34 protein-coding genes and 1 tRNA gene are annotated in these 26,119 nt (G+C 60.2%); 23 read left to right on the top strand and 12 right to left on the bottom strand.

Going from position 1 to position 26,119, the window contains the following annotated elements; all coding sequences use genetic code 11:
• Positions 1-87: 87 nt before the first annotated feature.
• Positions 88-780, bottom strand: a complete 693-nt coding sequence (locus HALTADL_RS04630) for a metallophosphoesterase (protein WP_089671635.1) — start codon at positions 778-780, stop codon at positions 88-90.
• An 86-nt stretch (positions 781-866) separates the two neighbouring features.
• On the opposite strand from HALTADL_RS04630, the gene HALTADL_RS04625 reads away from it, so the two are divergent.
• Positions 867-1,652: a DUF7839 domain-containing protein gene (locus HALTADL_RS04625; RefSeq protein ID WP_089671636.1), complete on the top strand. Its 786-nt coding sequence runs from the start codon at positions 867-869 to the stop codon at positions 1,650-1,652.
• A 29-nt stretch (positions 1,653-1,681) separates the two neighbouring features.
• Here the strand turns inward: HALTADL_RS04625 and HALTADL_RS04620 are convergent, their stop codons facing one another.
• Positions 1,682-2,416 (bottom strand): PHP domain-containing protein, encoded by a 735-nt coding sequence (locus HALTADL_RS04620; protein ID WP_089671637.1) that lies wholly within the window; start codon positions 2,414-2,416, stop codon positions 1,682-1,684.
• Positions 2,417-2,576: 160 nt separating this feature from the next.
• Here HALTADL_RS04620 and HALTADL_RS04615 point away from each other — a divergent pair, with 160 nt between their 5' ends.
• Positions 2,577-2,885: a DUF7565 family protein gene (locus tag HALTADL_RS04615; RefSeq protein WP_089671638.1), complete on the top strand. Its 309-nt coding sequence runs from the start codon at positions 2,577-2,579 to the stop codon at positions 2,883-2,885.
• A gap of 101 nt (positions 2,886-2,986) precedes the next feature.
• Here the strand turns inward: HALTADL_RS04615 and HALTADL_RS04610 are convergent, their stop codons facing one another.
• From HALTADL_RS04610 to HALTADL_RS04595, 4 genes are all read right to left on the bottom strand, one after another.
• Complete coding sequence (locus HALTADL_RS04610) at positions 2,987-3,424, bottom strand: transcription elongation factor Spt5 (protein WP_089671639.1); 438 nt, start codon at positions 3,422-3,424, stop codon at positions 2,987-2,989.
• Positions 3,424-3,597, bottom strand: coding sequence for a protein translocase SEC61 complex subunit gamma (locus tag HALTADL_RS04605; RefSeq protein WP_089671640.1), 174 nt, complete (start codon positions 3,595-3,597; stop codon positions 3,424-3,426). Before HALTADL_RS04605 ends, HALTADL_RS04610 begins: the two co-directional genes overlap by 1 nt.
• 163 nt (positions 3,598-3,760) lie before the next feature.
• Positions 3,761-4,939, bottom strand: coding sequence for a cell division protein FtsZ (gene ftsZ, locus HALTADL_RS04600; protein ID WP_089671641.1), 1,179 nt, complete (start codon positions 4,937-4,939; stop codon positions 3,761-3,763).
• 79 nt (positions 4,940-5,018) lie between these two features.
• Entirely contained in the window at positions 5,019-6,398 is a 1,380-nt protein-coding gene (locus HALTADL_RS04595) for a D-aminoacyl-tRNA deacylase (RefSeq protein ID WP_089671756.1), read from the bottom strand.
• Positions 6,399-6,504: 106 nt separating this feature from the next.
• On the opposite strand from HALTADL_RS04595, the gene HALTADL_RS04590 reads away from it, so the two are divergent.
• The 7 genes from HALTADL_RS04590 to HALTADL_RS04560 all read left to right on the top strand — a co-directional run bounded on the left by HALTADL_RS04590 (position 6,505) and on the right by HALTADL_RS04560 (position 12,656).
• Positions 6,505-7,308, top strand: coding sequence for a shikimate dehydrogenase (locus HALTADL_RS04590; RefSeq protein WP_089671642.1), 804 nt, complete (start codon positions 6,505-6,507; stop codon positions 7,306-7,308).
• Between the two features lie 66 nt (positions 7,309-7,374).
• Complete coding sequence (locus HALTADL_RS04585; RefSeq protein WP_089671643.1) at positions 7,375-8,181, top strand: helix-hairpin-helix domain-containing protein; 807 nt, start codon at positions 7,375-7,377, stop codon at positions 8,179-8,181.
• Between the two features lie 73 nt (positions 8,182-8,254).
• The gene (locus HALTADL_RS04580) at positions 8,255-9,829 is read left to right on the top strand and encodes an anthranilate synthase component I family protein (protein WP_089671644.1); all 1,575 of its coding nucleotides are present in this window, start codon (positions 8,255-8,257) and stop codon (positions 9,827-9,829) included.
• Positions 9,826-10,482 carry an anthranilate synthase component II gene (locus HALTADL_RS04575; RefSeq protein WP_089671645.1) on the top strand — a complete coding sequence of 219 codons (657 nt, stop codon included), beginning with the start codon at positions 9,826-9,828 and terminating at the stop codon, positions 10,480-10,482. Before HALTADL_RS04580 ends, HALTADL_RS04575 begins: the two co-directional genes overlap by 4 nt.
• A complete protein-coding gene (locus HALTADL_RS04570; RefSeq protein WP_089671646.1) occupies positions 10,475-11,386 on the top strand; it encodes an aminotransferase class IV in 912 nt (303 codons plus the stop codon). Before HALTADL_RS04575 ends, HALTADL_RS04570 begins: the two co-directional genes overlap by 8 nt.
• Before the next feature lie 64 nt (positions 11,387-11,450).
• A complete protein-coding gene (locus tag HALTADL_RS04565) occupies positions 11,451-12,149 on the top strand; it encodes a hypothetical protein (protein ID WP_089671647.1) in 699 nt (232 codons plus the stop codon).
• An 87-nt stretch (positions 12,150-12,236) separates the two neighbouring features.
• On the top strand, positions 12,237-12,656 hold the full coding sequence (locus HALTADL_RS04560) for a Rieske (2Fe-2S) protein (protein WP_089671648.1): 420 nt from the start codon (positions 12,237-12,239) through the stop codon (positions 12,654-12,656).
• 64 nt (positions 12,657-12,720) lie between these two features.
• Here the strand turns inward: HALTADL_RS04560 and HALTADL_RS04555 are convergent, their stop codons facing one another.
• Complete coding sequence (locus tag HALTADL_RS04555; RefSeq protein WP_089671649.1) at positions 12,721-13,980, bottom strand: RNA-guided endonuclease InsQ/TnpB family protein; 1,260 nt, start codon at positions 13,978-13,980, stop codon at positions 12,721-12,723.
• Between the two features lie 125 nt (positions 13,981-14,105).
• A tRNA-Met gene (locus HALTADL_RS04550) sits at positions 14,106-14,180 on the bottom strand.
• A 186-nt stretch (positions 14,181-14,366) separates the two neighbouring features.
• Between HALTADL_RS04550 and HALTADL_RS04545 the strand changes: the two genes are divergently transcribed.
• A complete protein-coding gene (locus HALTADL_RS04545) occupies positions 14,367-15,350 on the top strand; it encodes a YeiH family protein (RefSeq protein WP_089671759.1) in 984 nt (327 codons plus the stop codon).
• 72 nt (positions 15,351-15,422) lie between these two features.
• On the opposite strand, the gene HALTADL_RS04540 is transcribed toward HALTADL_RS04545, so the two are convergent.
• The gene (locus HALTADL_RS04540; protein ID WP_089671650.1) at positions 15,423-15,689 is read right to left on the bottom strand and encodes an HAH_0734 family protein; all 267 of its coding nucleotides are present in this window, start codon (positions 15,687-15,689) and stop codon (positions 15,423-15,425) included.
• A 162-nt stretch (positions 15,690-15,851) separates the two neighbouring features.
• Between HALTADL_RS04540 and HALTADL_RS04535 the strand changes: the two genes are divergently transcribed.
• From HALTADL_RS04535 to HALTADL_RS04505, 7 genes are all read left to right on the top strand, one after another.
• Positions 15,852-16,136 (top strand): 50S ribosomal protein L44e, encoded by a 285-nt coding sequence (locus HALTADL_RS04535; RefSeq protein WP_089671651.1) that lies wholly within the window; start codon positions 15,852-15,854, stop codon positions 16,134-16,136.
• A 2-nt stretch (positions 16,137-16,138) separates the two neighbouring features.
• On the top strand, positions 16,139-16,312 hold the full coding sequence (locus tag HALTADL_RS04530; RefSeq protein ID WP_089671652.1) for a 30S ribosomal protein S27e: 174 nt from the start codon (positions 16,139-16,141) through the stop codon (positions 16,310-16,312).
• 32 nt (positions 16,313-16,344) lie between these two features.
• Positions 16,345-17,145, top strand: a complete 801-nt coding sequence (locus tag HALTADL_RS04525) for a translation initiation factor IF-2 subunit alpha (RefSeq protein ID WP_089671653.1) — start codon at positions 16,345-16,347, stop codon at positions 17,143-17,145.
• Positions 17,146-17,156: 11 nt separating this feature from the next.
• Positions 17,157-17,339, top strand: a complete 183-nt coding sequence (locus tag HALTADL_RS04520) for an RNA-protein complex protein Nop10 (RefSeq protein WP_089671654.1) — start codon at positions 17,157-17,159, stop codon at positions 17,337-17,339.
• Between the two features lie 4 nt (positions 17,340-17,343).
• A complete protein-coding gene (locus HALTADL_RS04515; protein WP_089671655.1) occupies positions 17,344-18,111 on the top strand; it encodes a proteasome assembly chaperone family protein in 768 nt (255 codons plus the stop codon).
• Between the two features lie 148 nt (positions 18,112-18,259).
• Complete coding sequence (locus HALTADL_RS04510; protein ID WP_089671656.1) at positions 18,260-19,426, top strand: thiolase domain-containing protein; 1,167 nt, start codon at positions 18,260-18,262, stop codon at positions 19,424-19,426.
• A complete protein-coding gene (locus HALTADL_RS04505) occupies positions 19,423-19,827 on the top strand; it encodes a Zn-ribbon domain-containing OB-fold protein (protein ID WP_089671657.1) in 405 nt (134 codons plus the stop codon). The genes HALTADL_RS04510 and HALTADL_RS04505 overlap by 4 nt, the downstream gene beginning before the upstream one ends.
• Position 19,828: 1 nt before the next feature.
• Here the strand turns inward: HALTADL_RS04505 and HALTADL_RS04500 are convergent, their stop codons facing one another.
• Positions 19,829-20,803 carry an alpha/beta fold hydrolase gene (locus tag HALTADL_RS04500; RefSeq protein ID WP_089671658.1) on the bottom strand — a complete coding sequence of 325 codons (975 nt, stop codon included), beginning with the start codon at positions 20,801-20,803 and terminating at the stop codon, positions 19,829-19,831.
• A gap of 67 nt (positions 20,804-20,870) precedes the next feature.
• Positions 20,871-21,041 (bottom strand): hypothetical protein, encoded by a 171-nt coding sequence (locus tag HALTADL_RS17630; protein WP_177171913.1) that lies wholly within the window; start codon positions 21,039-21,041, stop codon positions 20,871-20,873.
• 295 nt (positions 21,042-21,336) lie between these two features.
• Here HALTADL_RS17630 and HALTADL_RS04495 point away from each other — a divergent pair, with 295 nt between their 5' ends.
• The 5 genes from HALTADL_RS04495 (at position 21,337) to HALTADL_RS04475 (ending at position 24,898) form a co-directional block, all read left to right on the top strand.
• Positions 21,337-21,702: a DUF555 domain-containing protein gene (locus tag HALTADL_RS04495; protein ID WP_089671659.1), complete on the top strand. Its 366-nt coding sequence runs from the start codon at positions 21,337-21,339 to the stop codon at positions 21,700-21,702.
• 108 nt (positions 21,703-21,810) lie between these two features.
• Positions 21,811-22,350: a CBS domain-containing protein gene (locus HALTADL_RS04490; RefSeq protein WP_089671660.1), complete on the top strand. Its 540-nt coding sequence runs from the start codon at positions 21,811-21,813 to the stop codon at positions 22,348-22,350.
• Positions 22,351-22,442: 92 nt separating this feature from the next.
• Positions 22,443-23,021, top strand: coding sequence for a (d)CMP kinase (cmk, locus tag HALTADL_RS04485; protein ID WP_089671661.1), 579 nt, complete (start codon positions 22,443-22,445; stop codon positions 23,019-23,021).
• A 33-nt stretch (positions 23,022-23,054) separates the two neighbouring features.
• A complete protein-coding gene (locus HALTADL_RS04480; protein ID WP_177171914.1) occupies positions 23,055-23,963 on the top strand; it encodes an RNA-guided pseudouridylation complex pseudouridine synthase subunit Cbf5 in 909 nt (302 codons plus the stop codon).
• 83 nt (positions 23,964-24,046) lie between these two features.
• A complete protein-coding gene (locus HALTADL_RS04475) occupies positions 24,047-24,898 on the top strand; it encodes a UbiA family prenyltransferase (protein ID WP_089671663.1) in 852 nt (283 codons plus the stop codon).
• Positions 24,899-24,907: 9 nt separating this feature from the next.
• On the opposite strand, the gene HALTADL_RS04470 is transcribed toward HALTADL_RS04475, so the two are convergent.
• Positions 24,908-25,390 carry an NUDIX domain-containing protein gene (locus HALTADL_RS04470; protein ID WP_089671664.1) on the bottom strand — a complete coding sequence of 161 codons (483 nt, stop codon included), beginning with the start codon at positions 25,388-25,390 and terminating at the stop codon, positions 24,908-24,910.
• Positions 25,391-25,799: 409 nt separating this feature from the next.
• Here HALTADL_RS04470 and HALTADL_RS04465 point away from each other — a divergent pair, with 409 nt between their 5' ends.
• Positions 25,800-26,108 carry a lycopene cyclase domain-containing protein gene (locus HALTADL_RS04465; protein ID WP_089671665.1) on the top strand — a complete coding sequence of 103 codons (309 nt, stop codon included), beginning with the start codon at positions 25,800-25,802 and terminating at the stop codon, positions 26,106-26,108.
• Positions 26,109-26,119: the final 11 nt, after the last annotated feature.

Below are 26,119 nucleotides of genomic sequence, written 5' to 3'. Positions count from 1 at the left end.
ACAACATGCATTATAGTTAATTATAAACAATTTCACACAAAATTCTGGATCGTACGTACCTTACAGACAGCTGTTATTACGGCTACCTCAGAGCAGTCGACGGAACTCACCAAGCGGGGGGAATTCGAGTGCGTTCTGACGGTCGTGGTCCCAAACAATCGGCTGGAGGGAGTCGACCGACGTAATCAGTGGTGACTGCAGCGTCGACGCCTGCGCGTGGTTGAGTTCGACGCCACCGGCCAGTCGCGTAAACGCGGGGAGCACGATCAGTTCACTATCGCGGTAGCCGGAGGCGTCGACACAGCAACAGGGTCGTTTGACCCCCTCAATCGTAATTGCAGGATGGTCGTGGCCGATGAGATACCGCGTTCCGCTCAGTTCTGGTTCCTCGTGTCCGTGGCAGATGACGGTCCCGTCGTCGAGTTTGACTGCCGAGTCGACGGACCGGGGCCAGACGGTATCCAGCAGTTGGTCATGATTTCCTTCGATAGCGACCACACTGGCTCCATCGTCGACACAGTCCTGATACAGCTGGTCGACTGTCTCGGCGACTCCATCGGGAACCGTCGAAAAACTGTGAAGTAGATCACCCGCAAACACGATCTGTGCGGGTTCGAACGCTGAACGGAGCGTCGACAGCCGATCCAGCAGGTCGCCGCGCTCGCCAAGTGGTGCCGAGACGTTCGCGGCCGCCTCGCGGCCGATATGGAGATCGGCCACCACGAGCGTCTCGGTTGCTGGGAGATAGACCGCTCGATCTCGGAACGCGATGTCCTCCACGCCGTCTTTTTAGTAGCCACTGGCTAAAACGCCACTGTCGCCGTCTGCCCGCGGGGCTTTTAATGCCTCCGGACGGACCATTGGCTATGAGCGATGCGCTGGCCGACAAGCGAACCGCCACCCGGTTCCGTGTCCTCGTCGAGATCGCCGACCGCCAGCCGGCGGTCAGTCAGGGTGAAATCGCCGATGCGGTCGGCGTCACCAGTCAGGCGGTCAGCGAGTACATCCGTGATCTGGTCGACGACGGCCTCGTCACCAAGGAGGGTCGATCCCGCTACTCAGTCACCAAAGAGGGCGTCGACTGGCTATTCCAAGAGGCCAAATCCCTCCAACGGTTCGCCGAACACGTCACCGGAGACGTACTGGGTACTGTCCAAGAAGACACCGCCATCGCAACCGCCCCTATCGAGGCGGGTCAGGCGGTCACCATCTCGGTTCAGGACGGCCTTCTCCACGCCTCACCGGGCGAATCAGGACCTGCAACCGGCGTTGCGACGACCGACGCTGCCAAAAGGACCGACGTGAGCGTTACCTCGTTTGAGGGCGTCATCGATATGACCGCTGGCACGGTCACCGTGGCCCAAGTCCCACCGGCCCGTGAGGGCGGCAGTCGGGCCGTCGACGCCGATGAACTCGACGATACCTGCATGGATGCTGATCTCATCGTCGCGGCGGGCGTCGAAGCCGTCGTCTCGCTGCGGGAGGTCGACCGTGAGCCCGCAGTCACTGTCGCTGCCGGAGAGGTTGCGGCAGCCGCAGCCGCCGTCGGCCAGCAGGTTGTCGTCGTCGCCTCGACTGACACCATCGGCCGAGTGACTGACGCGCTCCGGGATGGCAACGTCTCTTACGAGGTAACGAACCCGGTAGCCTGAGACTACTATCCCGAAAACACTCTCACCGTTCAGTAAACGCTGACGTCATCGAACCGCCCCTCGTAAACGAGGTTCCGGGGATGGGTAGGTTCGTCGCCGGACAGCAGGAGTCGGTCGACTTTCTCCCACGTGTTTTCGTACAGTAGATGCGAGAACTCTAGCCCACTGCGTGCCCGATGGCCGATTCCGCTCCGGTGTTGGACTCGCCGTGGAGCCGCCGTTTTGAGTGCCTCGACGAGCGCGTCCTCGCTATCGCTATCGGTCTCGAACAGTGTCCACGCCTCACCGACTGTCGACGGGAGATGGGCGTACGAGGAGCCGACACCGGGAATATCGAGATCGGCGGCGATGCGCTGGCCCCGACGGTTCTGGTGGGGAAACAGCTTCGCGTTGTAGGTTTCGATGGCGTCGATCCGGGCGGCGTGAGCACGGATCTCCGGCCACGTCAGACTCACATTCATAAACGAGGGGTGTGGCACCACCACGGCCGCTCCTTGTCGGTCACACTCGGCCATCGCAGCCTCGAAGGTGATGAAATCCGCAACCGGTTCGGAGAGTCCAACGGCGAGGAGGTGTCGACGGTTGTTCCAGTCGCCGGTGAACAGTTCCCGGGCCGGAACAACCAGTAGGTCGTCGTCAGTGTAGTTGGCCGCTGTCCGCCGAATCTCCGGTAGTCGAGTGAAATGGGGTGCGTACACCAGCACATCGATCCCCCGTCGTTTCGCCCGCGAAACGACCTCGTCGTTGAGGATCTTGACGTGCATGTCGACGCGCGTTTGCTGGCTCCCTGTCACAGCAAACGGTTACGACTCCTCGCATTAGTGGATGCCGTTTTCCGGTAGACTGGCAGCGGTGAAGGTCGACTACCGGGGGGCTGTCTGACGCACAATAACCGTTATACGTCCTGCGGGTGAGTTTGCTTACATGTCCGGATGGCGCTGTGGGATCGGTGACTGTGAACAGGGATTCGGCGATGTCGAGTCGCTCATCATTCATCAGACGACCGAACACGAGAAACACGAGTGTCAGGTCTGTGGGACGCTGATTCCGGACGGCTACTTCGCGATCCGGCACGTCTTCGACGAGCATACTCGTGCCCAGTACGTCCGGGCCTACGACGCCGACTCCGCGGCCGTACGCCGCCGCGAAGCGATCCAAAACGAGATCGAATCCGAAGCCGACCTCAACGCTGTCGTCGACCAACTCGATAGACCGACCGACAGCGCCGAGTAAAAACAGGCTACTGTTCGTTAGGAACTGCTTGCTAGTTTTTTGACTGAACTACCGTTCCTCACTATCTGCTCGCGGCTACGCCGCTCGCAAGGCCCGAGGAGCTATCTCTCCTCGCTGTCCAGCACGCGGATCTGGTCGCCACGGACGGTGACCGGAATCGGAACTGTCGCCTCGTAGAGTTCGACTGTGACCTGATCTTTCCCTTCGTCGATCCGCTGGACGCGAGCCTTCTCGCCTTGGAACGGACCGGCGATGAGTTCGATGATGTCGCCTTCGGCGATTCCCTCGACGTCCGGGGTCGGCGAGAGGAAGTGTTCGACCTCCGCGATGCCGGATTTGCCGGGGACAATCGAGCGGGCATGGGGGATCTCATCGAAGAGCCGTTCGAGGGCGGCCGTTCCGTCGGCCTCGACCATCACGTAGCTGGTCAACGAATCCGGCGAGAGAACGGCGTGAATCTCGTCTTCCTCCTTGGTTGCGATCATGTCGGCGACGGTTCGTTCCTGTCGCGCTGTGGTTTTGACGGCGAAAATACCCATCAGACACCACCGGGGATGAAACTCATGATTGCGAAGATGACGAAGCCGATGAAGCCGATCAGGATGATTCCGGCACCGGCAATTTTCGAAACCTGCGAGAACTCGTTCCACGAGGGCGTACTCGCCAGCTTCAGTACCCGAATGTAACTGTTGAGATCGTACGGGACGTTCATGTTAGCCGGTCGTTCGGTGCCGGGCTTTTTCTATCTATTGGTACTGCCCCGGCATTTCCCACAATCAGAGAGCTGCCACTCGTCGACTTAAAACCGGCTAAATGGACTGAAACAGTGTGTTACCCGAGCGTAGTCGACCGAAACCCGGCGGGGCAGCACACGATTATTCGACGTAGTCGATATCGTCACCCTCGTCGACGGCTTCGGGTTCACTGGCTGGCTGTTGGTCCTGCGAGCGTGCCTTGACGGTCTCGCTGCTCCCGTAGATCTGTGGGGAGTCGACGCCGGTGACGACGATCATCGTCCGCATGCTGCCTTCGAGTTCTTCGTCAATCGAGGTCCCCCAGATGATACGCGCGTCGGGATCGATGCGATCATAGATCTCTTCGACGACACCTTCTGCCTCCTCGATAGACATATCGTTGCCACCGGTGACGTTGACCAGCGCGGAGTTCGCACCCGAGATGTCGACATCAAGCAGTGGCGACCGGAGCGCGCTTTTGACCGAGTCTTGAGCTTTGGATTCGGAGTCGGACTCACCAAGGCCGATCATGGCGACCCCGCCTTTCTCCATGACTGTGCGCACGTCAGCGAAGTCGAGGTTAACAAGCCCGGGCTTTGTTATGAGCTCGGTAATGCCCTTGACCGAACGCATCAGCACTTCGTCGCTGACCTGGAACGCCTGCTTGACCGGCATCTTCCCGACCGCATCCAGCAGGCGGTCGTTGGGAACGACGATTACCGTGTCACTAACGTCCCGAAGCCGTTCGAGTCCGGCCTCGGCATTGGTGCGCCGGACCTCACCCTCGGCGGTGAACGGCGTGGTGACAATCGAAATGGTGAGTGCGCCCGAATCTCGGGCGGCTTTGGCGACGACCGGCGCGGAGCCAGTCCCGGTTCCGCCACCGAGGCCAGCGGTGACAAAGACCATATCCGAGCCTTCGATGGCATCGTAGATCTCCTCTTGGCTTTCGAGGGCGGCCTCCTCGCCGACCTGTGGGAGCGAGCCAGCACCGCGACCCTGGGTTTTCTGTTGGCCCATCAGGATCTTGGTGTCGGCCTCGATGTTTACAAGATGTTGCACGTCGGTGTTCGCGGCGACCAGCTTGGCACCGTGAATCCCCTCTTGATGCATGCGGTTGACGGTGTTGCCGCCACCGCCGCCACAGCCGACGACCGTAATATCGGTCTGCAGGTCCTGAAGAACGTCTTTCAGTTCGTCATCGGTCATTGTTCCAGACTGCGGCGTGCCGCCGGAGGGGCTGTTCCCGTTAAATTCCTCGGATGCCTCGCCCTCGCCATCCTCGGCCTCGTCAATCGCGTCCTCAACGATAGAGTCCATTAGTATAACCGTGCCTTGCGGACCAAGCGTAATTATCTTTCCCCATTTGTCAGACAGTCGTCCGACTCTATCTGTCGTGTTAGTTACTTTCGGACCGCGAGAGGGGGAATCGGTCGACTTGTTTGCTTTCGACGACGTGGGGTTCGACGGTTTTGCCGTTGAACGTCACTGGCTCGCCAGCCGCGAGTTTCCCGAACTTCGGCCCTTCCGGAACGCCGAGCGTGGCGGCTTTTCCCGGATCGAAGCTGGTCTGCCGCGCACGAATCTCTCGGTCGCCCCGTTCGACGCTTTCGTATTTCGATTCGAGCAGCTCAATAAGTCGGTCGACGAGCCCGTCGAAATCGTCGACTGTCGCCACCGCGGCCTGTCCCGCAGGAAGTGTCCCACCTTCGACCGTCTCGAAGGCAACTGTGTGGTTGGCGACGGCCTCCCAGACGGCGTCGGTGTCGATCCCGTTTGCGGCCCCGATCAGTTCCTCTGGGAGGTCGACGGTGTGCCAGTCGTCTCTCTCACCTGTACCGATTTCGACGCGACCGAAGCGGAGGCCGTCTTCGACCGTCGACAGCTCGGTTTCGAGCGCCGAGACGACAGTTAGGGGTCGACTACCAACGGTCTGGAGCCACGTCTCGGAGACGACGTGGTAGCCGAGGTCCCTGATGACTGCTTCGAGATCCGGCTGCTCGCCGTCGACGACCGCCAGTTCGGCCGCACTGGCCTCGAAGGCGGCTGCTATGACGTCGCGGTTGGCCGCCGGATCGCCCATCGCATCCAGTTGCCACGCCGAACCGATGTGACCGATGGCCCACTCGCTGTCGACGACGAGTCGGGTACAGCGCGGCGTGTAGTGGCCACCACCGAAGCCGACGATGTGGCGGGGGCCTTCGTCGTCGACTGGTTGATGGTCGGCCGAGACGCCATCGAGGTCGAGGACGCTGTCGGCGACTGCTCGTGCGCCCTCGCTGTCCTCCCACTCGGTTTTGCTGCTACCGAGTTCGACGAACAGCGAGGGGATCGAGGGGGCTGTGGGACCGTGGTGAGTACACTCGATGCCGATATCGTATCCCTCGGGCGCGTGGCGGTCGAGTGCTGCAATAACGGCCTTCTGTGCGCCCGGTGCGGCCCGAGCGAACGCCCCCGGTTGGCCGCCGTAGTCGGCTGGCCCGAAGTTGCCCGTGAAATGTGCAGTCAGGAGTCGACCAGTCTCGCCGGCGTGTTTGGAGACAAAGACGAGATAATCGAGAGCATCGGGCTCCGAAAAGGCAGCTTCGGGCGAATCAAGTTCGACGTGGATTGGTTCAAACACTCTGAGCTCGAACCCATCTCGCTGATGGAACTCCCCGCCACCGTCGGCCTCCGAGCGGCTCTCGTCGGTGTGGCTGGTCCACCCATCGCGGTCGAGTAGCTGTCTGCCGATGTGGGCTGATGCTTGGTCGGCCCGGCTGACGACGATCCCTATCACACCTTCCTCTCGGCGGTCGACTCGCAAAACGCCACCGTTTGTCCCGGCCACCGGACCGGCTGATTCGACTCGGGGTATTTAAGAATGAACCGGCTAACAAACTCATATGGACGTGTATGGACTGGTCGGCAACCCCGTCGGCCACTCGGTGTCGCCGCCGATGCATGAGGCGGCCTACGAGGAACTCGGGATGGAGGCCTCGTATGTCGCCTTCGAGCCGGCGGTCGACGAGATCCGTGCGGCAATCGGCGGCGCAGACACGCTGGGTATCGCGGGGCTCAACGTCACGATCCCGTTCAAACAGGACGTGGCGGAGCTTGTCGACACCGATGACGTCGCCGAGCGAATCGGCGCGGTCAATACTATCGATTTTCGTTCGGAGGGAGCACCGCGCGGCTACAACACGGATGCCGCGGGTGTCAGACGAGCCTTCGAGCATCACGACGTCGACCTTGCTGGCGAAAAAGCGGTCGTCGTCGGAGCCGGTGGTGCTGGCCGGGCGGCGGCGTTCGCGCTGTCGGATGCTGCAGCCGAGATCCACATCGCCAATCGGACCGTCGACCGGGCCATCGATCTCGCCTCGGATGTGCCCAACGCCTCCGGCGGTAGTCTGGAAACCCTCGACTCCCAGATCAGTGATGCGACAGTTCTGGTCAACGCAACGAGCGTCGGTATGGAATCCGAGGAGACGCCGGTTCCAGCAGCACTACTCCACGGGGATCTCACGGTGCTCGATGCGGTGTATGCACCACTTGAAACGCGCCTGTTGCGGGAGGCCAGCGAGGCTGGCGCAACGACGATTGACGGCGCGTGGATGCTCCTGTTTCAGGGTGTCGAGGCGTTTGAACAGTGGACCGACCGGGAGGCTCCGGTCGACGTAATGAACCGAGCGCTTCGGGACGAACTGTAGTCGGAACCCTCCAGCCGCGGCAATAGCTTGCAATCTTTAAATACAGTCGTCATCTACGTATACCAAATGGCCCTGCTGAACAAACTGAAGTCGATTCTCGGTATTGGAGGAGGTCGTGATGGGGACGACGAGCGGACCGATACCTCAGTGACGGTCGAACGCGAGGCCAGCGATGCGGTCGCCTCCGACGAGTCGTCCGATGCCGATACCGACACGGCGGTGCCTTCTGATGTCGACGAGGCAGTCGACGAGGAGACCGACAGCGAGTCAGTCGCAACCGAGACGGATGCGTCGGCCTCGACGGGCTCGATGACCGAGATGGACGACTCCGAAACCGAATCTGCCACCGAGCCGAGTGAGGCGGTTGGTCCACCAACTGACTCGGTCGACGAGGAGCCGGCCAACCGTGATATCGAAGACGTCATCGACGAAGCCGAAGACGTCGACGAGAGTTCAGACGCGGACGAATCGGTTGCTGCTGGCACGGATGCGTCGGCCTCGACCGGATCGGTCACCGACACCGACCCCGAGCAGGCCGCCGAGCCAAGCGAGGCAGCCGGCCCGTCGACCGACAGTGTCGAAGAAACTGCCCCCAATATCGAGACTACTGAGACGCTTGACGAATCAGAAATCGACGAATCTGAGGACGTCGACGAGACGGCGGACCCCGACCCAGTCGACGAATCCGAAGACACCAGTGCTCCAGTAAAGAGTATCAAGGGCATCGGACCAGCCTACTCGGATCGTCTCAACGATGTCGGAATCACCTCGGTTGCAGAACTTGCTGCGGCCGATGCCGAGACGTTAAGTGAGGAGGTCGACGTTTCTCCGAAAATCGTCGGCGACTGGATCGACCGCGCCGCAAACCAGTAGGGCCTCGTTCTGTTCTTTTCGCCGGCCAACAAAACGCGAAACTGTTACCCGCTGGGGGCGACTCTCATCGCACATGCGAACACCGACCGTCGTCACCGACCGGGCAACCTTTCGGTCGGTGGCTGCCGACGCGCCACCGAGTGCGCGTATTCCAGTCGAGGTCCAAATCGACGTCAGGGACCCCTTCGACGCCTACCGAAAGGCCCGCGATGGCCCCGGTGGCGTCTTCTTGGAGACGACGGGCGGCCAGTCAGGCTGGGGGTATTTTGCCACAGAACCGGTCGACCGACTCACCGTTTCTCCCTCGGCTGTCGTTGCCGATCCCGATTCTACTGCCGCCACGAGCGCGATGGGCGACTACCAACGCGACACCCCATCGCTGGCCGCCCTTGACGGCCTCCTCTCGGGGGAAACGCTCGTCCGTGGCCCCTGCTCGGTTCCCTACCCTTGCGGCGCGTTCGGCTGGCTCTCCTACGATATCGCCCGCGAACTCGAAGATCTCCCCGGTGAGGCCGTCGATGACCGCCAACTCCCACGAGCGCAGATCGGCGTCTACGACTGTGTGGCCGCGTGGTCCGAACCACGCGAGGATTCAGTGACGCTACACGTTACCTGCTGTCCGAAACTCCCCGATACGGCACAGATCGACGAGTCGACACTCGACGAGATCTACGATGACGCACTTAATCGGGCGACAGAGCTTGCGAGAGCCGCTGTCGGCGGTGACCCTGACGTGGGTGCGCCGCCAGTCGACGCTACCGAAGCGGAGTTCGAGAGTGACTGTGGCCGAGCGGCGTTTGCCGACCGAGTCCGCCAGATCAAACAGTATATCCGCGACGGCGATACGTTTCAGGCGAACCTCTCGCAGTGCCTGACCGCGCCCGCTGCAGTCCACCCCGTCGAAGCCTACGACGCCCTCCGGCGGGTCAATCCCGCGCCTTACTCCGGTCTCCTAGAATTCTCGGGTCGTGGCAAGAATCGGTGGAGTGGGCTTGACCTCGTTAGTGCCAGCCCCGAACTCCTATTAGAGCGTGATGGCGACCAGCTACTGACCGAGCCTATCGCTGGAACGCGCTCCCGTGGTCGGACGCCAGAGGCTGATAAAGCGTTCGAGACGGATCTTAGATCGAACGACAAGGAACGGGCCGAACACGCGATGTTGGTCGACCTCGAACGCAACGATCTGGGAAAAGTAAGTACGTTCGGCACCGTCGACGTCAGCGAGTACCGGCGTGTCGACCGCTACTCGGAAGTCATGCATCTCGTCTCGGTCGTGGAGGGTCGACTCCGCGAGGATCGGTCGCTGGCCGACGCTATCGCCGCCACCTTTCCCGGCGGGACGATCACCGGCGCACCGAAACCGCGGACGATGGAAATCATCGACGAACTGGAGCCGACCCAGCGCGGTCCCTACACCGGAAGCATGGCGATGTTCGGATTCGATGGGCGGGCAACCCTCAATATAATTATTCGGACCCTAACGCGGCACGACGACCGCTATCGGCTCCGTGTCGGCGCGGGGATCGTCCACGATTCCGAGCCCGACGCCGAGTACGACGAAACGATGGCCAAGGGTCGAGCGCTTGTCACCGCGATTGATGAGGCGCTGACCGCTGGCCGCATGACAATCGAGGAGGCCGCGGAATGACCGCGGCTGAATCGGAGCCACAGCAAGAGCGTGCGGCGGGAGGTGTGGCTGGCAACGTCGACGGTGGTCCCCGAATCCTCGTGATCGACAACTACGATTCGTTCGTCTACAATCTCGTCCAGTACGTCGGCGAGTTTGCCGGCGAGGTGGCCGTCCGGCGCAACGACATGGTCGACCTCGATTGGATTCGTCGACTCGATCCGGATGGAATCGTCCTTTCTCCGGGTCCCGGCACCCCCCAGTCAGCGGGAATTTCGATGGACGTGTTCGACCTCGAGTGCCCGATATTCGGCGTCTGTCTCGGCCATCAAGCGATGTGTGCGGCCCTCGGTGCGCCGGTGGGCCACGCGCCGGATGTCGTCCACGGCAAACCCTCGTCGATCAGCCACGACGGCCAAGGGTTGTTCGAGGGCCTCCCTGAGAGCCTTCGGGTCGGCCGGTATCACTCGCTGTGTGTCGACCGCGAGGACCTACCCGACGAACTGATCGAAACCGCCCATACCGTCGACGAACGCGAGGTCGTCATGGGGGTCCGCCACCGCGAGAAACCCCAGTTCGGCGTCCAGTTCCACCCCGAGAGCATTCTCACCGACGACGGGAAACGGATGGTCGAAAACTTCGTCCATCGGTGTGAGGAGGCCAGCGATGAGTGATCAAGGGCTGTTGTATCACGTCGACGGCGACCTCGTCCCAGCTTCGGAGGCGACCGTCAACGTCCGGGATCGCGGCTTTTTATACGGCGATGCGGCCTTTGAGACGATGCGGGCCTACGGCGGCAAGGTTTTTGAGTGGAATGCCCACATGGATCGGCTCCGAGAGACCTGCGAAGTGCTCGACTTTGACCATGGACTGAGTGACGCGGAGCTTCGAGAGCGAGTCGACGACACCCTCGCGGCAAACGAGTTAGCCGAAGCCTACGTCCGGCTTTCAATCACTCGTGGTGTCCAACCGGGGAAACTGACTCCAGATACCGAGGTCGACCCGACGGTCGTGGTCATCGTCAGTCAACTCCCCCGCGGCGGCCGCGGTGATGAGTCCGTGTGGGACGGCCCGGCAACCCTCCAGACAGTCAAAACCAAGCGCGTCCCCGACGAGTCGATTCCATCTCAGGCAAAGACGCACAACTATCTCAACGGCATTTTGGCTCGGCTCGAACTCCGGGTGAGCGATGCCGACGAGGCCGTGATGGTTGACGTCGATGGCCACGTCACCGAGGGCGCGACAAGTAACCTGTTTTTTGTTCGGGACAACGCGCTCCGAACCCCGAGTCTCGATGGCCCGGTGCTGCCGGGGATCACGCGACGGGTTGTCCTTGAGTTGGCCGCCGAGGAGGGGATTCCAGTCGAAGAAGGCCAGTATACGCCCGAGGAGATCCGAAACGCTGACGAGGTGTTTCTGACCAACTCGACGTGGGAGATCCGACCCGTCGAGACCGTCGACGGGCTCTCAGTCGGTGACGACGAGGACGACGGGTCGACCGAGACGGCTGCTGGACCGGTGACGACGCTGTTGTCGCGGCTGTTCGACGCCCGCGTTGAGTCGACCCACTACGAGTGATGTGGTTTCGGTACCGGATCTCAATTCCTGAATGATTATACAGTCGTCTGATAGTTAGTTCGGTATGAGTCTCCGTTCATCGGTCTGGCCACCGACTCAGCGACAGCGAGTCGGCGTTGGTTTGCTGATCGCGTTTCTGCTGCTCTCGAATCCGTTGTATCTCCCGCTGCTCAATCTCGATCTCTCATCACACACCTACTCCGTTGAACCAGTAACGGTCGAAAACGATGCCATCGAGGTTGCTGGTGACTCACTGTGGGACCAGTCAGTCGACGGAGTCGCCTGTTCCGGTTTGCGTCCGACTGCGGCGTGTGTCTCCGAACGGGAACGCATTCAACAGGGCGATCTCGAACTCAATATCACTGAGACGCCGGTTCAAATCGAAACACGGTACGCATACCATCCGATAGACGGTCGGCCAGCCTACTACCGACGTACTGTCGACGATTCGATCCTCCCGAAGACGCTTCTGTTGGAGCCAGTCGCTCCCGAAACGGTCGTCGAATCGCTCGCTGTCTCGCCGGATCAGATTTCGTTCCGTGGCCGGCTCGCGCTGACTTTCGGTTGGATACAGACTGATCGACCGCTCCGGGATGCAAACCGACTCATCGACACCGATGATGGATATATGATGGTGGTTGAGACGCGGAGGCGGAGCCTCAGCAGTGGGGATACTGTGGAAGCACTCATCTCTGCGGTTCTGGTTGCCCTCGGCCTTCTACTCTTCGGGAAAACCTACAGACAGCTTCCAGTCAAGTGGTGAACCCAATTCTTATTACCATTACTTGTGCTCTCGTCGGACCGATCTCGAAACATACTATTAAAAACTCACAGTCGACTTCCTTTCACAATGAGTTCCGCGAGCCGAATTACGTCGGTCGACGAAGTTCCCGAGGAGACGACCTTTCTATTCCGAGTGCAACCAGTCGACGGCGACGAACAGAAGGAGGCCATCTTAGTCCGGGACGACGAGGGCATCATCAGCTGGCTCAACTACTGCCAGCATTACACCCACATCAAACTCGACAAAGGCTCGGGGGCCGAGCTCCGCAACGGCGAAGTGGTCTGTACGAATCACGGCGCGTACTTCGAGGTCGACAGCGGTCGGTGTTCGTTTGGCCCGTGTGAGGGTGCGTTCTTGAATGAGATCGATATTGAGGTCGAAGATGGCGAGGTGTATCTGGTCGACGTCGACTACGAGTTTGTTGGAATCGGTGAGATCGAAACTGCAGACGACGATCTGGGCTCGAAATCGAACTACAAGTTCTAAGCTCGGGAGCCGATCTGAAATAGCGGAAAGTAGATATCAACTACCCCTCCCTATTCGCTCGGGGTCAGGCCCGCTGGCTTTGTTGTGGGGAGGGCTTGTCCGTGGACTCGGCTGGGTATGGTGTGAATCCCTGATCTGGGCTCACTGTCCCGGATTTCAGGGCGTATTGACTGACGCCCCTCCGACACGAAGACTGTTGCTCGCGTCGGAGATACATTTCGGCAACATTCTTGGCTGCATTGTAATCGGCGTGGTTTCGCGTTTCACAGTTCTGACAGTCGAATCTGTCGCGGCTTGGCCGGTTAGCGCCGTGAACGAATCCACATTCGGCGCATCGTTTTGATGTGTTTTTCGGGCTCGTCGTATCGACAAATAATCCTTCACTTTCGGCTTTGTACTGGACATATTGATACAGCCGATCAAATGCCCATTTCGAGTGCCATGCCGCATTCGGCAACCGCCTTCGGATACCGTCCAACTCCTCAAACACGATACCGTCGCAGTCGTAGTTGAGTGCTTCCTGGAGTATTCCGTTGGCGACTGCGTGCAAGACGTGAGTTACGTACTCGGTTTCTCGACCACGCATGGATTCGAGCGTTCGGTGTGCGTTCCGAGATCCATGCTCTTGGAGATCGGTACGGACTCGCTTGAACTCCCGACGGTCGTGATTCAGTTGTCCAGCCGAAAAGAATCGCGCCGTGCTGGTGACTGCGATTTCGTTCACACCGAGGTCGACCCCGAGAACCGTTCCGTTCTCGGTTGTCTCTGTTTTATCGGCATGTGGTCTGTGTTTGCGGAATCCGAGGTGTAAGTACCACTCTCCGTTGCGATAATGGAGCGTCGACTGCGTCGATTCCCACGCCTCCGAAGAAACATACTGATGTTGGTAGCCATCGTCGTCATCGGGGAGAACGAGGTCAGCCCGCACCCGTGAATGGTTGCCATGGGTAGTCAGTGACACCGCTTCTTTTTCGGGAAAGACTGTCATCGTCCGGCTGTCGTAGGTGATCGTCGGACTCGTATACGTGGGTTTTCCGGCTTTTCTCCCATCTCGACGGCATGAGATACAGGACTTGATGTTGTCGGCGGCCTGATGACAGGCGAGAATCGCATGCTGACTTCCAAGCGTGGTTTGCTCGCGAATGTCGTCGTAAGCGAGTTGCTGCACGTCTGACTTGGAGTGACAACACTCCCATGCCTTGTCCGACGCGATCTGACACCCTTCTTTCCATTCGCTGATCGTTTCGCGGAGCAGTGACTCATCGGTCGGAGACACTGAGAGGCGTGTGATAGCAGTTCTGCGACAGTATTCGTCGCCCGACACAGTTCTACATAAAGCATTACAGCCAATTAATGGTTTTCAGATGTCATTTATTCTTATAAAATCCAGTATATGATACTGCACAGAGGAGGTTAACCGGTTAGTTTCAAGTGAAATTGTAAAAAATATAGCGGGAGGAAGATTTGAACTTCCGATCTCCGGGTTATGAGCCCGGCGGAATCTCCTGGCTATCCCATCCCGCTATCATGTCGAAGGCCACAGTTACGGTTAAGGGTTATGATTCAAGCGCCGTATGGCAGTTTTGACCGAGTCACAAGCTCCCACGAACGCGCACTCGTTGCCTGTCGACCACACAATCGATACCCATTACTGACACCGTGAGTGAGCCGAGATAGATGTCGACTGAGCACCGGTGGTCCTGGATCATACTGCGGCTCAAACGGCTGCTTCCAGGAGTCGGTGTCCTCTGTATTGGGGCGATACTCGCACGAGCTATCGCCTCTGTTACTGGCGTTACTGCGCTGCTTGTCGCAATCGCACTCGGAGCGATCCTCGTCAACGGGCCTGGCGTTCCGGACCGATTGCTTCCGGGGCTTGCAACGCACAATATCTGGCTCGGTGCCGGAATCGTGCTGATGGGTGCCTCGCTCACGCTAGAGACTGTTCGTGAGGCAGGTCTCGTCGTTCTTGTGGTTGTTGTGGCGGTAGCTGTCCTCACCATTGTCGGTATCGAGATTCTCTCACGGAGCGTGTTCGGTCTCGACGACAAGCTGGGATCGCTGCTTGCGGCGGGGGCTGGGATCTGTGGCGTCTCGGCGGTCGTCGCGGTGGGTGGTGCTGTGCGCGCACGGGAAACACAGATCGCCTATGCGGCGGCCACGGTGCTACTGTTTGATGCGGTGACACTCGTTGTCTACCCGATTGCTGGCGAACTGCTCGGCCTCTCGGATGTCGTCTTCGGCATCTGGGCCGGTGTCAGCATGTTCTCGACGGGACCGGTTGTCGCCGTCGGCTTCGCCTACTCGGAGGTTGCCGGACAGTGGGCGACGCTGACGAAACTCACTCGCAACGCGCTGATCGGATTCGTCGTCCTTGGCTACGCAGCCTACTATACACGGGCAGAAACGGAAGGTCGACTCTCCGTGCGGACGCTCTGGGAGGAGTTTCCGACGTTCGTGCTCGGATTTATCGCCCTCTCGATTGTCGGGAGTCTCGGCATTCTCTCACCAGCACAGCTTACTACCATCGACACCGCCTACAGCTGGCTGTTCAGTGTTGCCTTCGTCGGCCTCGGCACCGAAATCGATCTCGGGAAGCTCCGAAACACGGGGATCCGACCTGTCGTGGTCGTGCTGGTGTCGCTGACTATCGGGAGTGTGCTGTCGCTGGCAGTGCTGACGATACTATTCTGAAAAACCGTTCTGCCGAGTCATGTCGACGAATACCGCGCGCAGAAGCGCGATCAGGCCAGCGCTGAACCGTAGTTAGACAGAGAGTTCGCTGCGGGCTTTGACGACATCGAGGGCGTCGGCGTCGATGGTGTCGACCTCCAGCCAGTGTGGGACGTAGGACCGTTTTTCGTAGGTTTCGTGTTCGTCTTCGGTGCCGATGGTACACCACAGCTGGACTTCGTCAGGGCCGTGCCAGTCGCCCTGTCGCTGGATGCCGAAACAGATCTGTTCGTTCCCATCGTAGTTGATGATCGCGCCCTTGCGGATGCCGGGGTCCCCCTTGACGATGAGCTGTTGCATGTCTCCGAGTTCGACTGGTTACCGCTTAATGGCTTCGGAAACTGCCCTCCAGATCGGCGCGTGTATGCCATCGCATCCCACAAAATCAGCCGGAGGCCGACGCCTTCGAACCAAACGGGTTTTAACGGGCCATACCAAACCACCGCCAAGGTAGATCTCACTATGGAAATGCCACGCCGAATGAATACGTACTGTCCGCACTGTGACTCCCATCAAGAACACGAAGTCGAGAAGGTCCGAACGGGCCGCTCGACGGGGATGAAGAAGGTCCAGGATCGGCAGCGACGCCGCGCCAAGTCGACCATCGGGAACGCAGGCAAGTTCTCGAAGGTGCCGGGTGGCGACAAACCAACGAAGAAGACGAACCTCACCTACCGCTGCAGTGACTGCGGCAAGGCCCACATGCGCAAAGGATGGCGTGCTGGCCGACTTACATTCCAGGAATAACAATGGCAGGAACATACGTCCGCGTGAAATGTAGTGATTGCGAGAACGAACAGATCGTCTTCGGCAAGGCCGCCACCACCGTTAGCTGTGCGGTCTGCGGGACGACCCTCGCAGTGCCAACCGGCGGCATGGCCGAAATCGATCACGAAATCGTCGAGACTGTCGAAGCTCGATAATTTCTCCCCGACTGAAGGAACTTACATACCAAATGAAATACAGTGGCTGGCCCGAGACGGGCGACCTCGTCGTCGGTAAAGTCGACGAAATCACCGATTTCGGGGTCTTCGTCGACCTCGATGAGTACGAGAACAAACGCGGGCTCGCCCACATCAGCGAGGTCGCATCCGGCTGGATCAAAAATGTCCGCGACCACGTCCGCGTTGGACAGACGGTCGTTGCCAAGGTGCTCGACGTCAACGAGAGCTCCCAGCAGATCGATCTCTCGATCAAGGACGTCAACGAACACCAGCGCAAAGAGAAGATCCAGGAGTGGAAAAACGAGCAGAAGGCCGACAACTGGATGCTGCTTGCGCTCGGCGAGGAGGTCGACGACGAGACCTACGGTGCGGTCGCAAACGGCCTGCTCGCGGAGTACGAATCGCTGTACGACGCCTTCGAGCAGGCGGCAATCCACGGCGGAGAGGCGCTCGAAGACACCGATCTTAGCGACGAGGAGATCGAGTCTATCGTCGAGACCGCCCGCGAGAACGTCTCGGTCCCGTACGTCAACGTTACCGGCTATGTCGACCTCGAATGTCCGGCTCCTGACGGCGTCGACGTCGTCAAAGAGGCGCTGAAGGCCGCCGAAGGCAACGGCGAGATCCCCAACGAGATCGAACTCTCGGTGTCCTACGTTGGCTCGCCGGAGTACCGGATCAAGGTCCGTGCGCCGGACTACAAAACCGCCGAGCGAGAGCTCGAATCGAGTGCTGACCGCGCCAAAGAAGCCATCGAGGCTGCCGGTGGTTCGGGACACTACCACCGCGAGCGCAGCGAAGAAGACGAGTAGGACGAGTCGCGATGAAATCCGATATTCGTGTCTGTGCGGACTGGGAGTCCGAACATGACCGCCCCGTCTACAGTCTCGGTGATTCCTGCCCGGACTGTGGCGGGTCGACCGAAAACAGCGCACCAGCGCCGTTCAGCCCTGAGGACCCCTACGGTGAGTACCGACGGTCTCTTAAGCGGCGCGAACGCGAATAACTCCATGGACGACATCGATATCGAACACGTTGCGGAGCGTTCTCTCTCCGATCCCGTTCTTATCGAAGGATTGCCGGGTGTCGGTCACATCGGCAAACTCGTCGCCGAACACCTCGTCGAGGAGTTCGACAGCGAGTGTGTTCGCCGCGTCTACGCCGACGAGTTCCCCCCACAGGTAACGGTCGACGACGAGGGCGTGACCGAGCTCACCGCGGCCGAATTCCACGGTATTCAGACGCCCGGCGACAGTCCGGATCTCCTCGTACTGACAGGTGACCATCAGGCCTCGACAAACGCTGGCCACTACAAACTCACTTCGGCGTTTCTCGACGTTGCCGAGAGCTTCGGCGTCGACCACGCCTATGCGCTCGGCGGCGTCCCCACCGGCGAACTCGTCGAGGAATACACGGTGCTGGGAGCCGTGACGAACGCAGATCTCAAAGAGACTTTGGAGGCCGCCGATGTCGAGTTCCGTGCCGACGAGCCTGCCGGCGGCATTGTCGGTGTTAGTGGCCTCCTACTCGGACTCGGCGAGCGACGTGGCATGAATGCCACGTGTTTGATGGGCGAAACCAGCGGCTATCTGGTCGACCCGAAAAGCGCACAGGCTGTTCTTGAAGTCCTCCAAGAGGTCATCGGTTTCGAGGTCGACTTTAGCTCCCTCGAAGACCGCGCCGAGGAGATGGAGGAAGTCGTCGGCAAGATACAGGAGATGCAGTCCCAACAACAACAGCAGGTGATGGGCGACGACGATCTCCGATATATCGGCTGACTACTCCTCGTATTCTCTCATTACCGTTCCGGTAGCCGTCGACTATGTCTCCCTGTTGTATCGGCACACGCACCGACTAGTCAGGCGTGTAGTCACACCAACCGAGGAGTGAGCCAAGCTTTTACCACTCTCAGTGCGACCCACCGGTATGACCACTGTCCGAATCGCTGGTGTCGGGCTGACTCCGTTCGGTGCCCATGGTGACCGTGCTGGCCGGGAGCTGTTTGCGGCGGCCGCGCTGGCGGCCTTCGAGGACGCTGGCGTCGACCGCGATGCGGTCGACCAGCTCAACTACGGCAACTTCATGGGTGCCCTCGCCGAGCATCAGGGCCATCAGGCCCCGCTGATGGCCGAAGCCGCCGGACTCAGCTGTCCGGCCACTCGCTACGAGGAGGCCTGTGCTTCAGCCGGTGTCGCTGTCCGGGAGGCTGTCCGGTCGATTCGCTCCGGCGAGGCCGATGTGATTCTCGCCGGCGGGATGGAGCGAATGACGACTCTCGACACCGGTCAGGCGACCGCCGCGCTGGCGATTGCGGCCGACGAACTGTACGAGGTTCGGGCTGGCGTCACCTTCCCAAGCGCCTACGCGTTGATGGCACGGGCCTACTTCGACCGATTCGGCGGCGAACGCGAGGATCTAGCCCACATTGCGGTCAAAAACCACGCCAACGCACTGGAAAACGAGTACGCCCAGTATCAAAAGGAGATCAGCGTCGACCAAGCCCTCGATAGTCCACCTGTCGCCTCCCCGCTCCACCTGTATGATGCCTGTCCGATCACAGATGGTGCGAGTGCTATCCTTCTGGTCTCCGAGGAGTATGCCGAGGAACACGGCGTCGAGGCTCCGGTGTCGATCACCGGCAGCGGACAGGGCGGCGACAATCTCGCTCTCCAAGACCGCCAGCAGATGGCCCAGACGCCGGCAACCGAAATTGCCGCCGAGGAGGCGTATGCCGATGCCGAAATCACGGCCCAAGACGTCGACTTCGCGGAGGTTCACGACTGCTTTACCATCGCCGAAGTACTGGCAATCGAGGGTCTCGGGCTGTTCGAGCCGGGCGAGGGAATCTCCGCAGCGCGCGAGGGACAAACGACCCCCGACGGCGAGACACCGATCAACCTCTCAGGCGGCCTGAAAGCCAAGGGCCATCCGGTCGGCGCGACCGGCGGGAGTCAGATCGCCGAGATCACCCGTCTGCTCCGTGGTGACCATCCGAACAGTGACGCCGTCGACGACGCCACTGTCGGTGTCAGCCACAACGCGGGCGGGACGGTTGCCAGCGCAGTTGTTCACGTTCTGGAGGTCGACCAATGACTGACCACGCGGCACCAACCGACGAGCTACAGCCAGCCACCTACGACGAGTGGCTCGACGCCATCGACGCCGGGGAGGGGTTCTATCTGGAATCACCCGAGGGCCATGGTTCGCTGCCGCCACGGCGGGTCTGTCCCCATTCGGGGTCGACCGACCTCTCCGAGGAGCCGCTGCCCGAGACCGGCAACATAGACACCTACACCGTCGTCCACGTCGCCGCCGAGAAGTTTGCCGACGATACGCCGTACGTGAGTGCGATTGTCGACTTCGGTCCGGTCGCACTCACTGGGATCGTTCGCGGCGTCGACCACGAGACAGTCGACACAGGCGACGAGGTCGGGGTCACTGTCGAAACCCGAGACACAACTGAGGACCGACTCGTCGTCTTCCGGCCTGCCTGAGTTAGTTTGCGGTTGTGTCAGTCGAGGCCACCGCACTATCGGCGTCGATCCAGTTGTCGACGACTGCGAGGAACTCTGCGGGGAACTCGACGTGCGGCAGAAGATATGCCTGATCGAAGACGACGAGCGTCGCATCCGCCTCGTCGGCGAGTTCCCGGCCCTCCGAGAGCGGTGTGATGTCGGCGTCTCGGCCCCAGACGATTGTCGTCGACACGTCGAGGGACTGAATCGCCGCCGCGAGATCGATGTCGCTGTTGAGGTAGCCACTGATAAACGAGGCCGGAGCGAACCGAGCGTTCGACTGGTGGGCCGTCTGCCACTCATAATCCTGCCATGCTTCGGTCACCTTCGTTGGATCGTAGTAGCCGTGGTCGGCGTTGAAATACCGGATCGAGGGTTTCGACGCGATGAGATTGTACAGTCCCTCGCCGATCACAGGGGCGCGAATCAACTCCCGGAGCCACTGCTTCGGTGGCTCGGGACCGGCGATGGCGGTCGGACAGATACAGAGCAAATCGCTGATTGCGTGGTCACTGCGGCCCTCGGTCAGTGCGGCCAGCGTGTAGGCACACGTCAGCGAGGAGGCGATGACTGCAGGCGACTCAAACTCGGCGAGAAAATCGTCGACGAACTCGGTATATAAGGTCGAAGAGTAGTTGAGCGGTGGGCGGTCGGAGCGTCCAAAGCCGGGGAGATCAGGGGCAATGACGTGGTACTCCTCGGCGAGGTCGGCGAACACCTCGCGGAACTCGCCGCTGGAGGCCGCAGCGTTGATTCCGTGAAGCAAGACGAGGTTCGGATCGTCGGGGTCGCCAGCCTCGGTGTAGGCGACGTCCATGCCACGCCACCGATACTGATTCTGGTTGCCATCGAGTGCTGGTGGTAGCTCCCCAGCGCGAGCACGGAGTCGACGGTTGAGCGCGACGAGGCCACCGACGCCAGCGAGAGCCGAGCCGAGTAGTTTTCGAACTGACATACCCCTAGTTGGGCGAGGATGAATGTAGTAATTTGTGGGACAAACAGTCGTCGTTCCGCTCTGGAAGTTAGTTAGCCGTCTGGGCGTAGGCCGAATCCAACCGCTCGATGAGGTCGCCGATTGGGAGCTGAATCCCGAGTCGACGGGCTGCAAATGCAACCGGCAGCAGGAGGATACCGAACATGACGGTGAGCTGGTACAGGGCAAACACGGTGAAACGCGTAACCGATTCAATCATAACCGTACCTGTGTGGCTCTGCCCCTCCTATATAAATGTGCCTCCTGGGCAGGTCCAGCCACCCCTCCGCTGTCTTGCGATTCAACTAGAAATGTTCGAACTGCAAGTTGCATAGTGCATCCTCGGGATGTCGGGTGTAAACAGCGTGGCTAACCCGAGAGGTAGCCATAACTTATGGGAATCTAGTGGCTTCCTTGCGCCTATTTGTGGCGGTGACTGTCGTGTCGACTGACAGCGCGTGTCGTGGCGCAACCGAACCACAAGACACGAAACCCCAGAGCCCCCAGCCTCTACAATGAGTAACTATCTCGTTGCGATGGAGGCGGCGTGGTTGGTGCGCGATGTCGAGGATATTGACGATGCTATCGGGGTCGCGGTGAGCTCTGCGGGCAAGCGGCTCAACGAGAAGGGCAAGGAGTACGTCGACGTCGAGGTCGGCGTCACCGGCTGTCCGGCCTGCGGCGAACCGTTTGACTCGGGATTCATTGCGGCCGACACCGCCCTCATCGGTCTCCTGCTGGAGATCGACATCTTCAATGCCGACAGCGTCGAACACGCCTCCCGAATCGCCAAAAGCGAAGTCGGCGGTGCGCTCCGTGACGTCCCACTGTCGGTGATCGACGTCATAGAGACCGACCCCGACGAAGACGACGACCAGTAACGCGGCTTGCTGCTGAGAACCTACCAGTAACGACCAGTCCGGTCGGTTCAGCCGACCGTCGACTGCCTCTGACGAAAGCTTTTCAAATAACTTCGAGTAATAGGCGGTATGGAACTGCCGACGCCACAGGATCTCAGGGAGCGACGGACCGCCCTTGGGCTCACTCAGAGTTCGCTCGCCGAGTCGGCTGGCGTCTCCCAGCCGTTGATCGCGCGGATAGAGGGTGGGGATGTCGACCCGCGGCTGTCGACGCTCCGCCGGATCGTCAACGCCTTAGATGAGGCCGAAGGCGAAGTCGTCCGCGCCGCGGATCTAATGCACGAAGCCGTGATCAACGTCGCGCCCGACGACTCGGTTCGGGAGGCTATCGAGACGATGAAGGCCGAAGCCTACTCCCAGTTGCCGGTCCTCCAGAGCGGGATCCCGGTCGGTTCGATCAGCCAAAGCGACGTGATTCGGGCCGGTGAAGACGTGGGTGATCACCCCGTGAGTGAGGTCATGAGCGAGTCGTTCCCCACGGTGGCGACCGATTCGACCGTCGACGAGATCCGGAACCTGCTGGAACACTACAAGGCAGTCATGGTCACCGAGGGCGGCGAGACGGTCGGCATCATTACCGAAGCCGATATTGCGGCCCAACTCTCCTAACTCAGTTCGACCCGTCGCCGTATGCGACGCCACCACAGCCCATGGCGGTGCCGAAGGACAATCTCTTTTAGCCGGACCCCAAGAGAGGTAGTATGTTACTAACCGTCTCTGGGCCGCCCGGCAGCGGCAAGAGCACGAACGCCGCTGCACTCGCCGAGCGATTCGGGCTTGCGCACGTCAGCGGCGGCGATATTTTTCGGGAGCTTGCCGACGAGCGGGGCTACACCCCCGTCGAGTTCAACGAGTTGGCCGAAGAGGACGAACAGATCGACCGCGATCTCGACCGTCGACTCCGAGAGATCGCCCTCGAACGCGACGATCTCCTTCTCGAGTCTCGCCTCGCTGGCTGGTTGGCCGCCGATCACGCCGATATCAAGATCTGGCTCGATGCCCCTCGGACGGTTCGCGCCGAGCGCATCGCCGACCGCGAGGATAAACCGGTTGAGGTCGCCCGCCAAGAGACAACACGCCGCGAAAACAGCGAGGCCCTCCGGTATAAGGAGTACTACAACATCGATATTGCGGATCTCACGATCTACGACATCACCTGCAACACGGCTCGTTGGGGACCGAAATCGATGCAGAAAACGCTCGCTACCGCCGTCGAGTCCTACGACTACGACACCGACGAGGGCAAAGAGCCAGTCGAAGGCGTCGTCTACGATTTCTAACTATGACAGGTCGACTTCTCACTGATGACTGATCTGCTTCGTGCCCCGCCCGAGGAGCGTTCGGCCGCTGAACTGCTTTCGTTTGGTGTCGTCAACCTCGACAAGCCCGCCGGTCCGTCGGCCCACCAGGTCGCTGGCTGGGTCCGAGATCTCACAGCGGAGGCTGTCGCAGACCTCGATCCCGATATGCCACCTGTCGACCGTGCGGCCCACGCCGGAACCCTCGACCCGAAAGTTACTGGCTGCCTACCGATGCTCTTGGGCGATGCAACCCGGATGGCCCAAGTGTTTCTCGAAGGCCGCAAGGAGTACGTCTCGGTCCTTGAACTCCACGCACACGCCCCCACGAACCTCGAATCGGTGCTTGACGAGTTCGAGGCTCCACTGTATCAGAAACCACCGCGAAAGAGCGCAGTGAGTCGTCGACTGCGCGTTCGAGAGATCCATGAGTTGGAACTGCTCGACCTAACAGATCGACAGGCGCTGATTCGGATGCAGTGTGAGAGCGGGACGTATGTCCGAAAGCTCTGTCACGACCTCGGACTGGCTCTTGGCACTGGCGCACATATGGGGCATCTGCGGCGGACCGCGACCGACCCCTTCGACGACAGCTCGCTCGTCAACCTCCAGTCGTTCACCGACGCGCTTACCTTTGCGACAGAGGATGGATATGAGGATCTCCTGCGAGAGATCGTGCAGCCTGCCGAGCGTGCACTGAGACACCTCCCCAGTGTCGAGATCGCACCCTCCGCGGCCCGCGAGGTTGCCACCGGTGCACCGGTGTATGCACCGGGTGTGATCAGTGCCGATTCCGAGATCGATGACGGCGCGCTTGTCGCCTGTTATACGCCCGATGAGAGTGCTGTCTGTCTCGGGACGATGGTCGGCGATCCCGATGCCGAGAGTGGGACGGTCGTCGACCTCGAACGCGTGTTGGTCTGACCCTCACGCCACCAGTCAGGTGAGCCGGATTCCTCGTTCGATCCGGCAGAACACTCTTTGCTGATATGCGTGATACGTAGCATATGTCACTCGCCCGCCATGGAACCGGTCCGGCTGCGGCTTTCGACGCCTTTCTCTCACAGATCCATCCAGTGTTTATGTTGCCGCCAGTGGCCGCCTCAGCCTTTGGCGCGGTGCTGGCAGTCGACTTCGCGCTCCCCCTTGCGGTGCTCCATATGGCGACGGCCTTCTGTGCGCTGTACGTCGCTCACGTCAAAGACGGCTACGTCGACTTCCACCTTCGGGGCGAAGACGACGACCATCCGCTGTCGGCTCGCGGCTGTCGAGTCGGCCTCGTTGGAGCCTCGGCAGCGTTTTTCGCTGGCTGTGCCGCGCTCTGGTATCTAGTCGACCCGATTGCCGCCCTGATTACGGTGCCGGGGTGGCTGATTGGCTACAATCACGCCCCGCAGTTGGATCTCCACCCTGTGGGCGCGACCGCGGGCTACCCTGCAGGGATCGGCATTGCCCTGCTCGGCGGGTTCTACGTCCAGACGTCGACGCTGACGCTCCCTGTCGTCGCGTACGCGCTGGTGTTTACGACGATTCTGTGTGGGATCAAGACGGTCGACGACGCCACCGACTACGCCTACGACAAATCGATCAACAAGCGAACGGTGGCGGTGGTGCTTGGTCGACAGCGGGCCAGACAGGTGGCCCACTGGTTCATGATCGCTGGGATGGCGGCGGTGGTCCTCTTGGCAGGGCTCGGTGTCTTCCCGCCGACTGCCGCGCTCGCGCCGGTGGCGTTTGGCGCGGTGTTTGTGGTCTCGCGTCGGGCCGCCGAAAAGCAGGCGACGATGCTGCTAATTCGGGGATCGTACGTGTTTTTGGCCGTGCTCGTGGCTGCGGCGTGGTTCCAACCTCTGAGGTAGGGGTGACAACTACAGCAGGTCATTGTCGCGGAGATACAGCTGTACGTACTCGTGGAGATCCGGTTCGATGGTCGTCAGAAACCGAGAGGCCGAATGCTGGTTGTCTAACTCGATCTCGTAGGACTCCGTCGACGGTGTGACGTGGTAGACCGTGTTGACGGTGTGTCGACTCGGGGCCCCATCGGCCGGACTGGAGTTCCAGAAATGTGTGTATGGGCCATACTGATCGTCGATCCGAACGTCAATCCCTAACTCCTCGTCGGCAACCCGATGGGCGGCCGCCTCCAGCTCTTCGCTTTTATATACTCTGCTGCCGGGCCAAAACCAGATGTCGGGGTCAATCTCCCGCTTGGCGAGCAGGATTCCCTCGTTGGTCTCCACGATCAACTCGACACACACCTGTGGCATCGTGGCCAAGAACTCCGAAAACAGCTCTTCGGGAACGAACTCGTCGTGAATCTCCATCTCATATGGGTCGACGCTGTTTGTCATCAGTGCCCAGTTCTGTTGGGACTGAAATAAATCTCTGTTCGACTGTTTCGGCGATATTTAGTTGGCAGATTTTAGCCACGAACGCTCAAAAAGCCCCTCTGTCGTAGCTGCGTATCTGACCACTGTAATATATAAGTTATCGAACAAAATCTTTATATTGTCGTGTGAAGCAGTACCGTATAAGATGGAAGTTAAAGATCGAACCGTTTCCACTGGATTGGGCACTGAGTCAAGCACAGATACACCAAAAAAGCTCATATTTGAGTCAGAATTGTGGTCTGAGCGTCCAAAATACAAATAATCACTTGCGGCCCCTCATCCTCGCTGTCCGTTGGTCTCACTGTTCGTTCGGTCTTAGTGTGCTTCAAAGTGTCCGGAGTTTTTTCCGGCTGTGTCGACCTTTCGGTGTATGAACCGCGATATTTCGGTGTTCGGCGACTACACCTACCTCGTGACCGAGCTGCTGTGGGGGCTGGTCGCCGCCGTGTTGCTCCGCCGTAGCGGCTCGGAACGCCGCGCCGCCCGGACGATCCTCGCGCTGTATCCCCTCGGCTACCTCTGGGATCGCTACACCCTCGACGTGGGCGTCTTCGAGATCCCACTTCGGACTGGCGTCGACATCGCTGGCATCCCCCTTGAGGAACACCTGTTTATGATCGTCGTCCCCTCGATGGTGATCGGGGCCCACGAAACGATCTGTGAGTGGTTTGGGCGATAGGTTACAGTGTG

Source organism: Halohasta litchfieldiae (genome assembly GCF_002788215.1).
GTDB lineage: Archaea > Halobacteriota > Halobacteria > Halobacteriales > Haloferacaceae > Halohasta > Halohasta litchfieldiae.
This window is presented reverse-complemented; position numbering and strand designations above follow the sequence as displayed.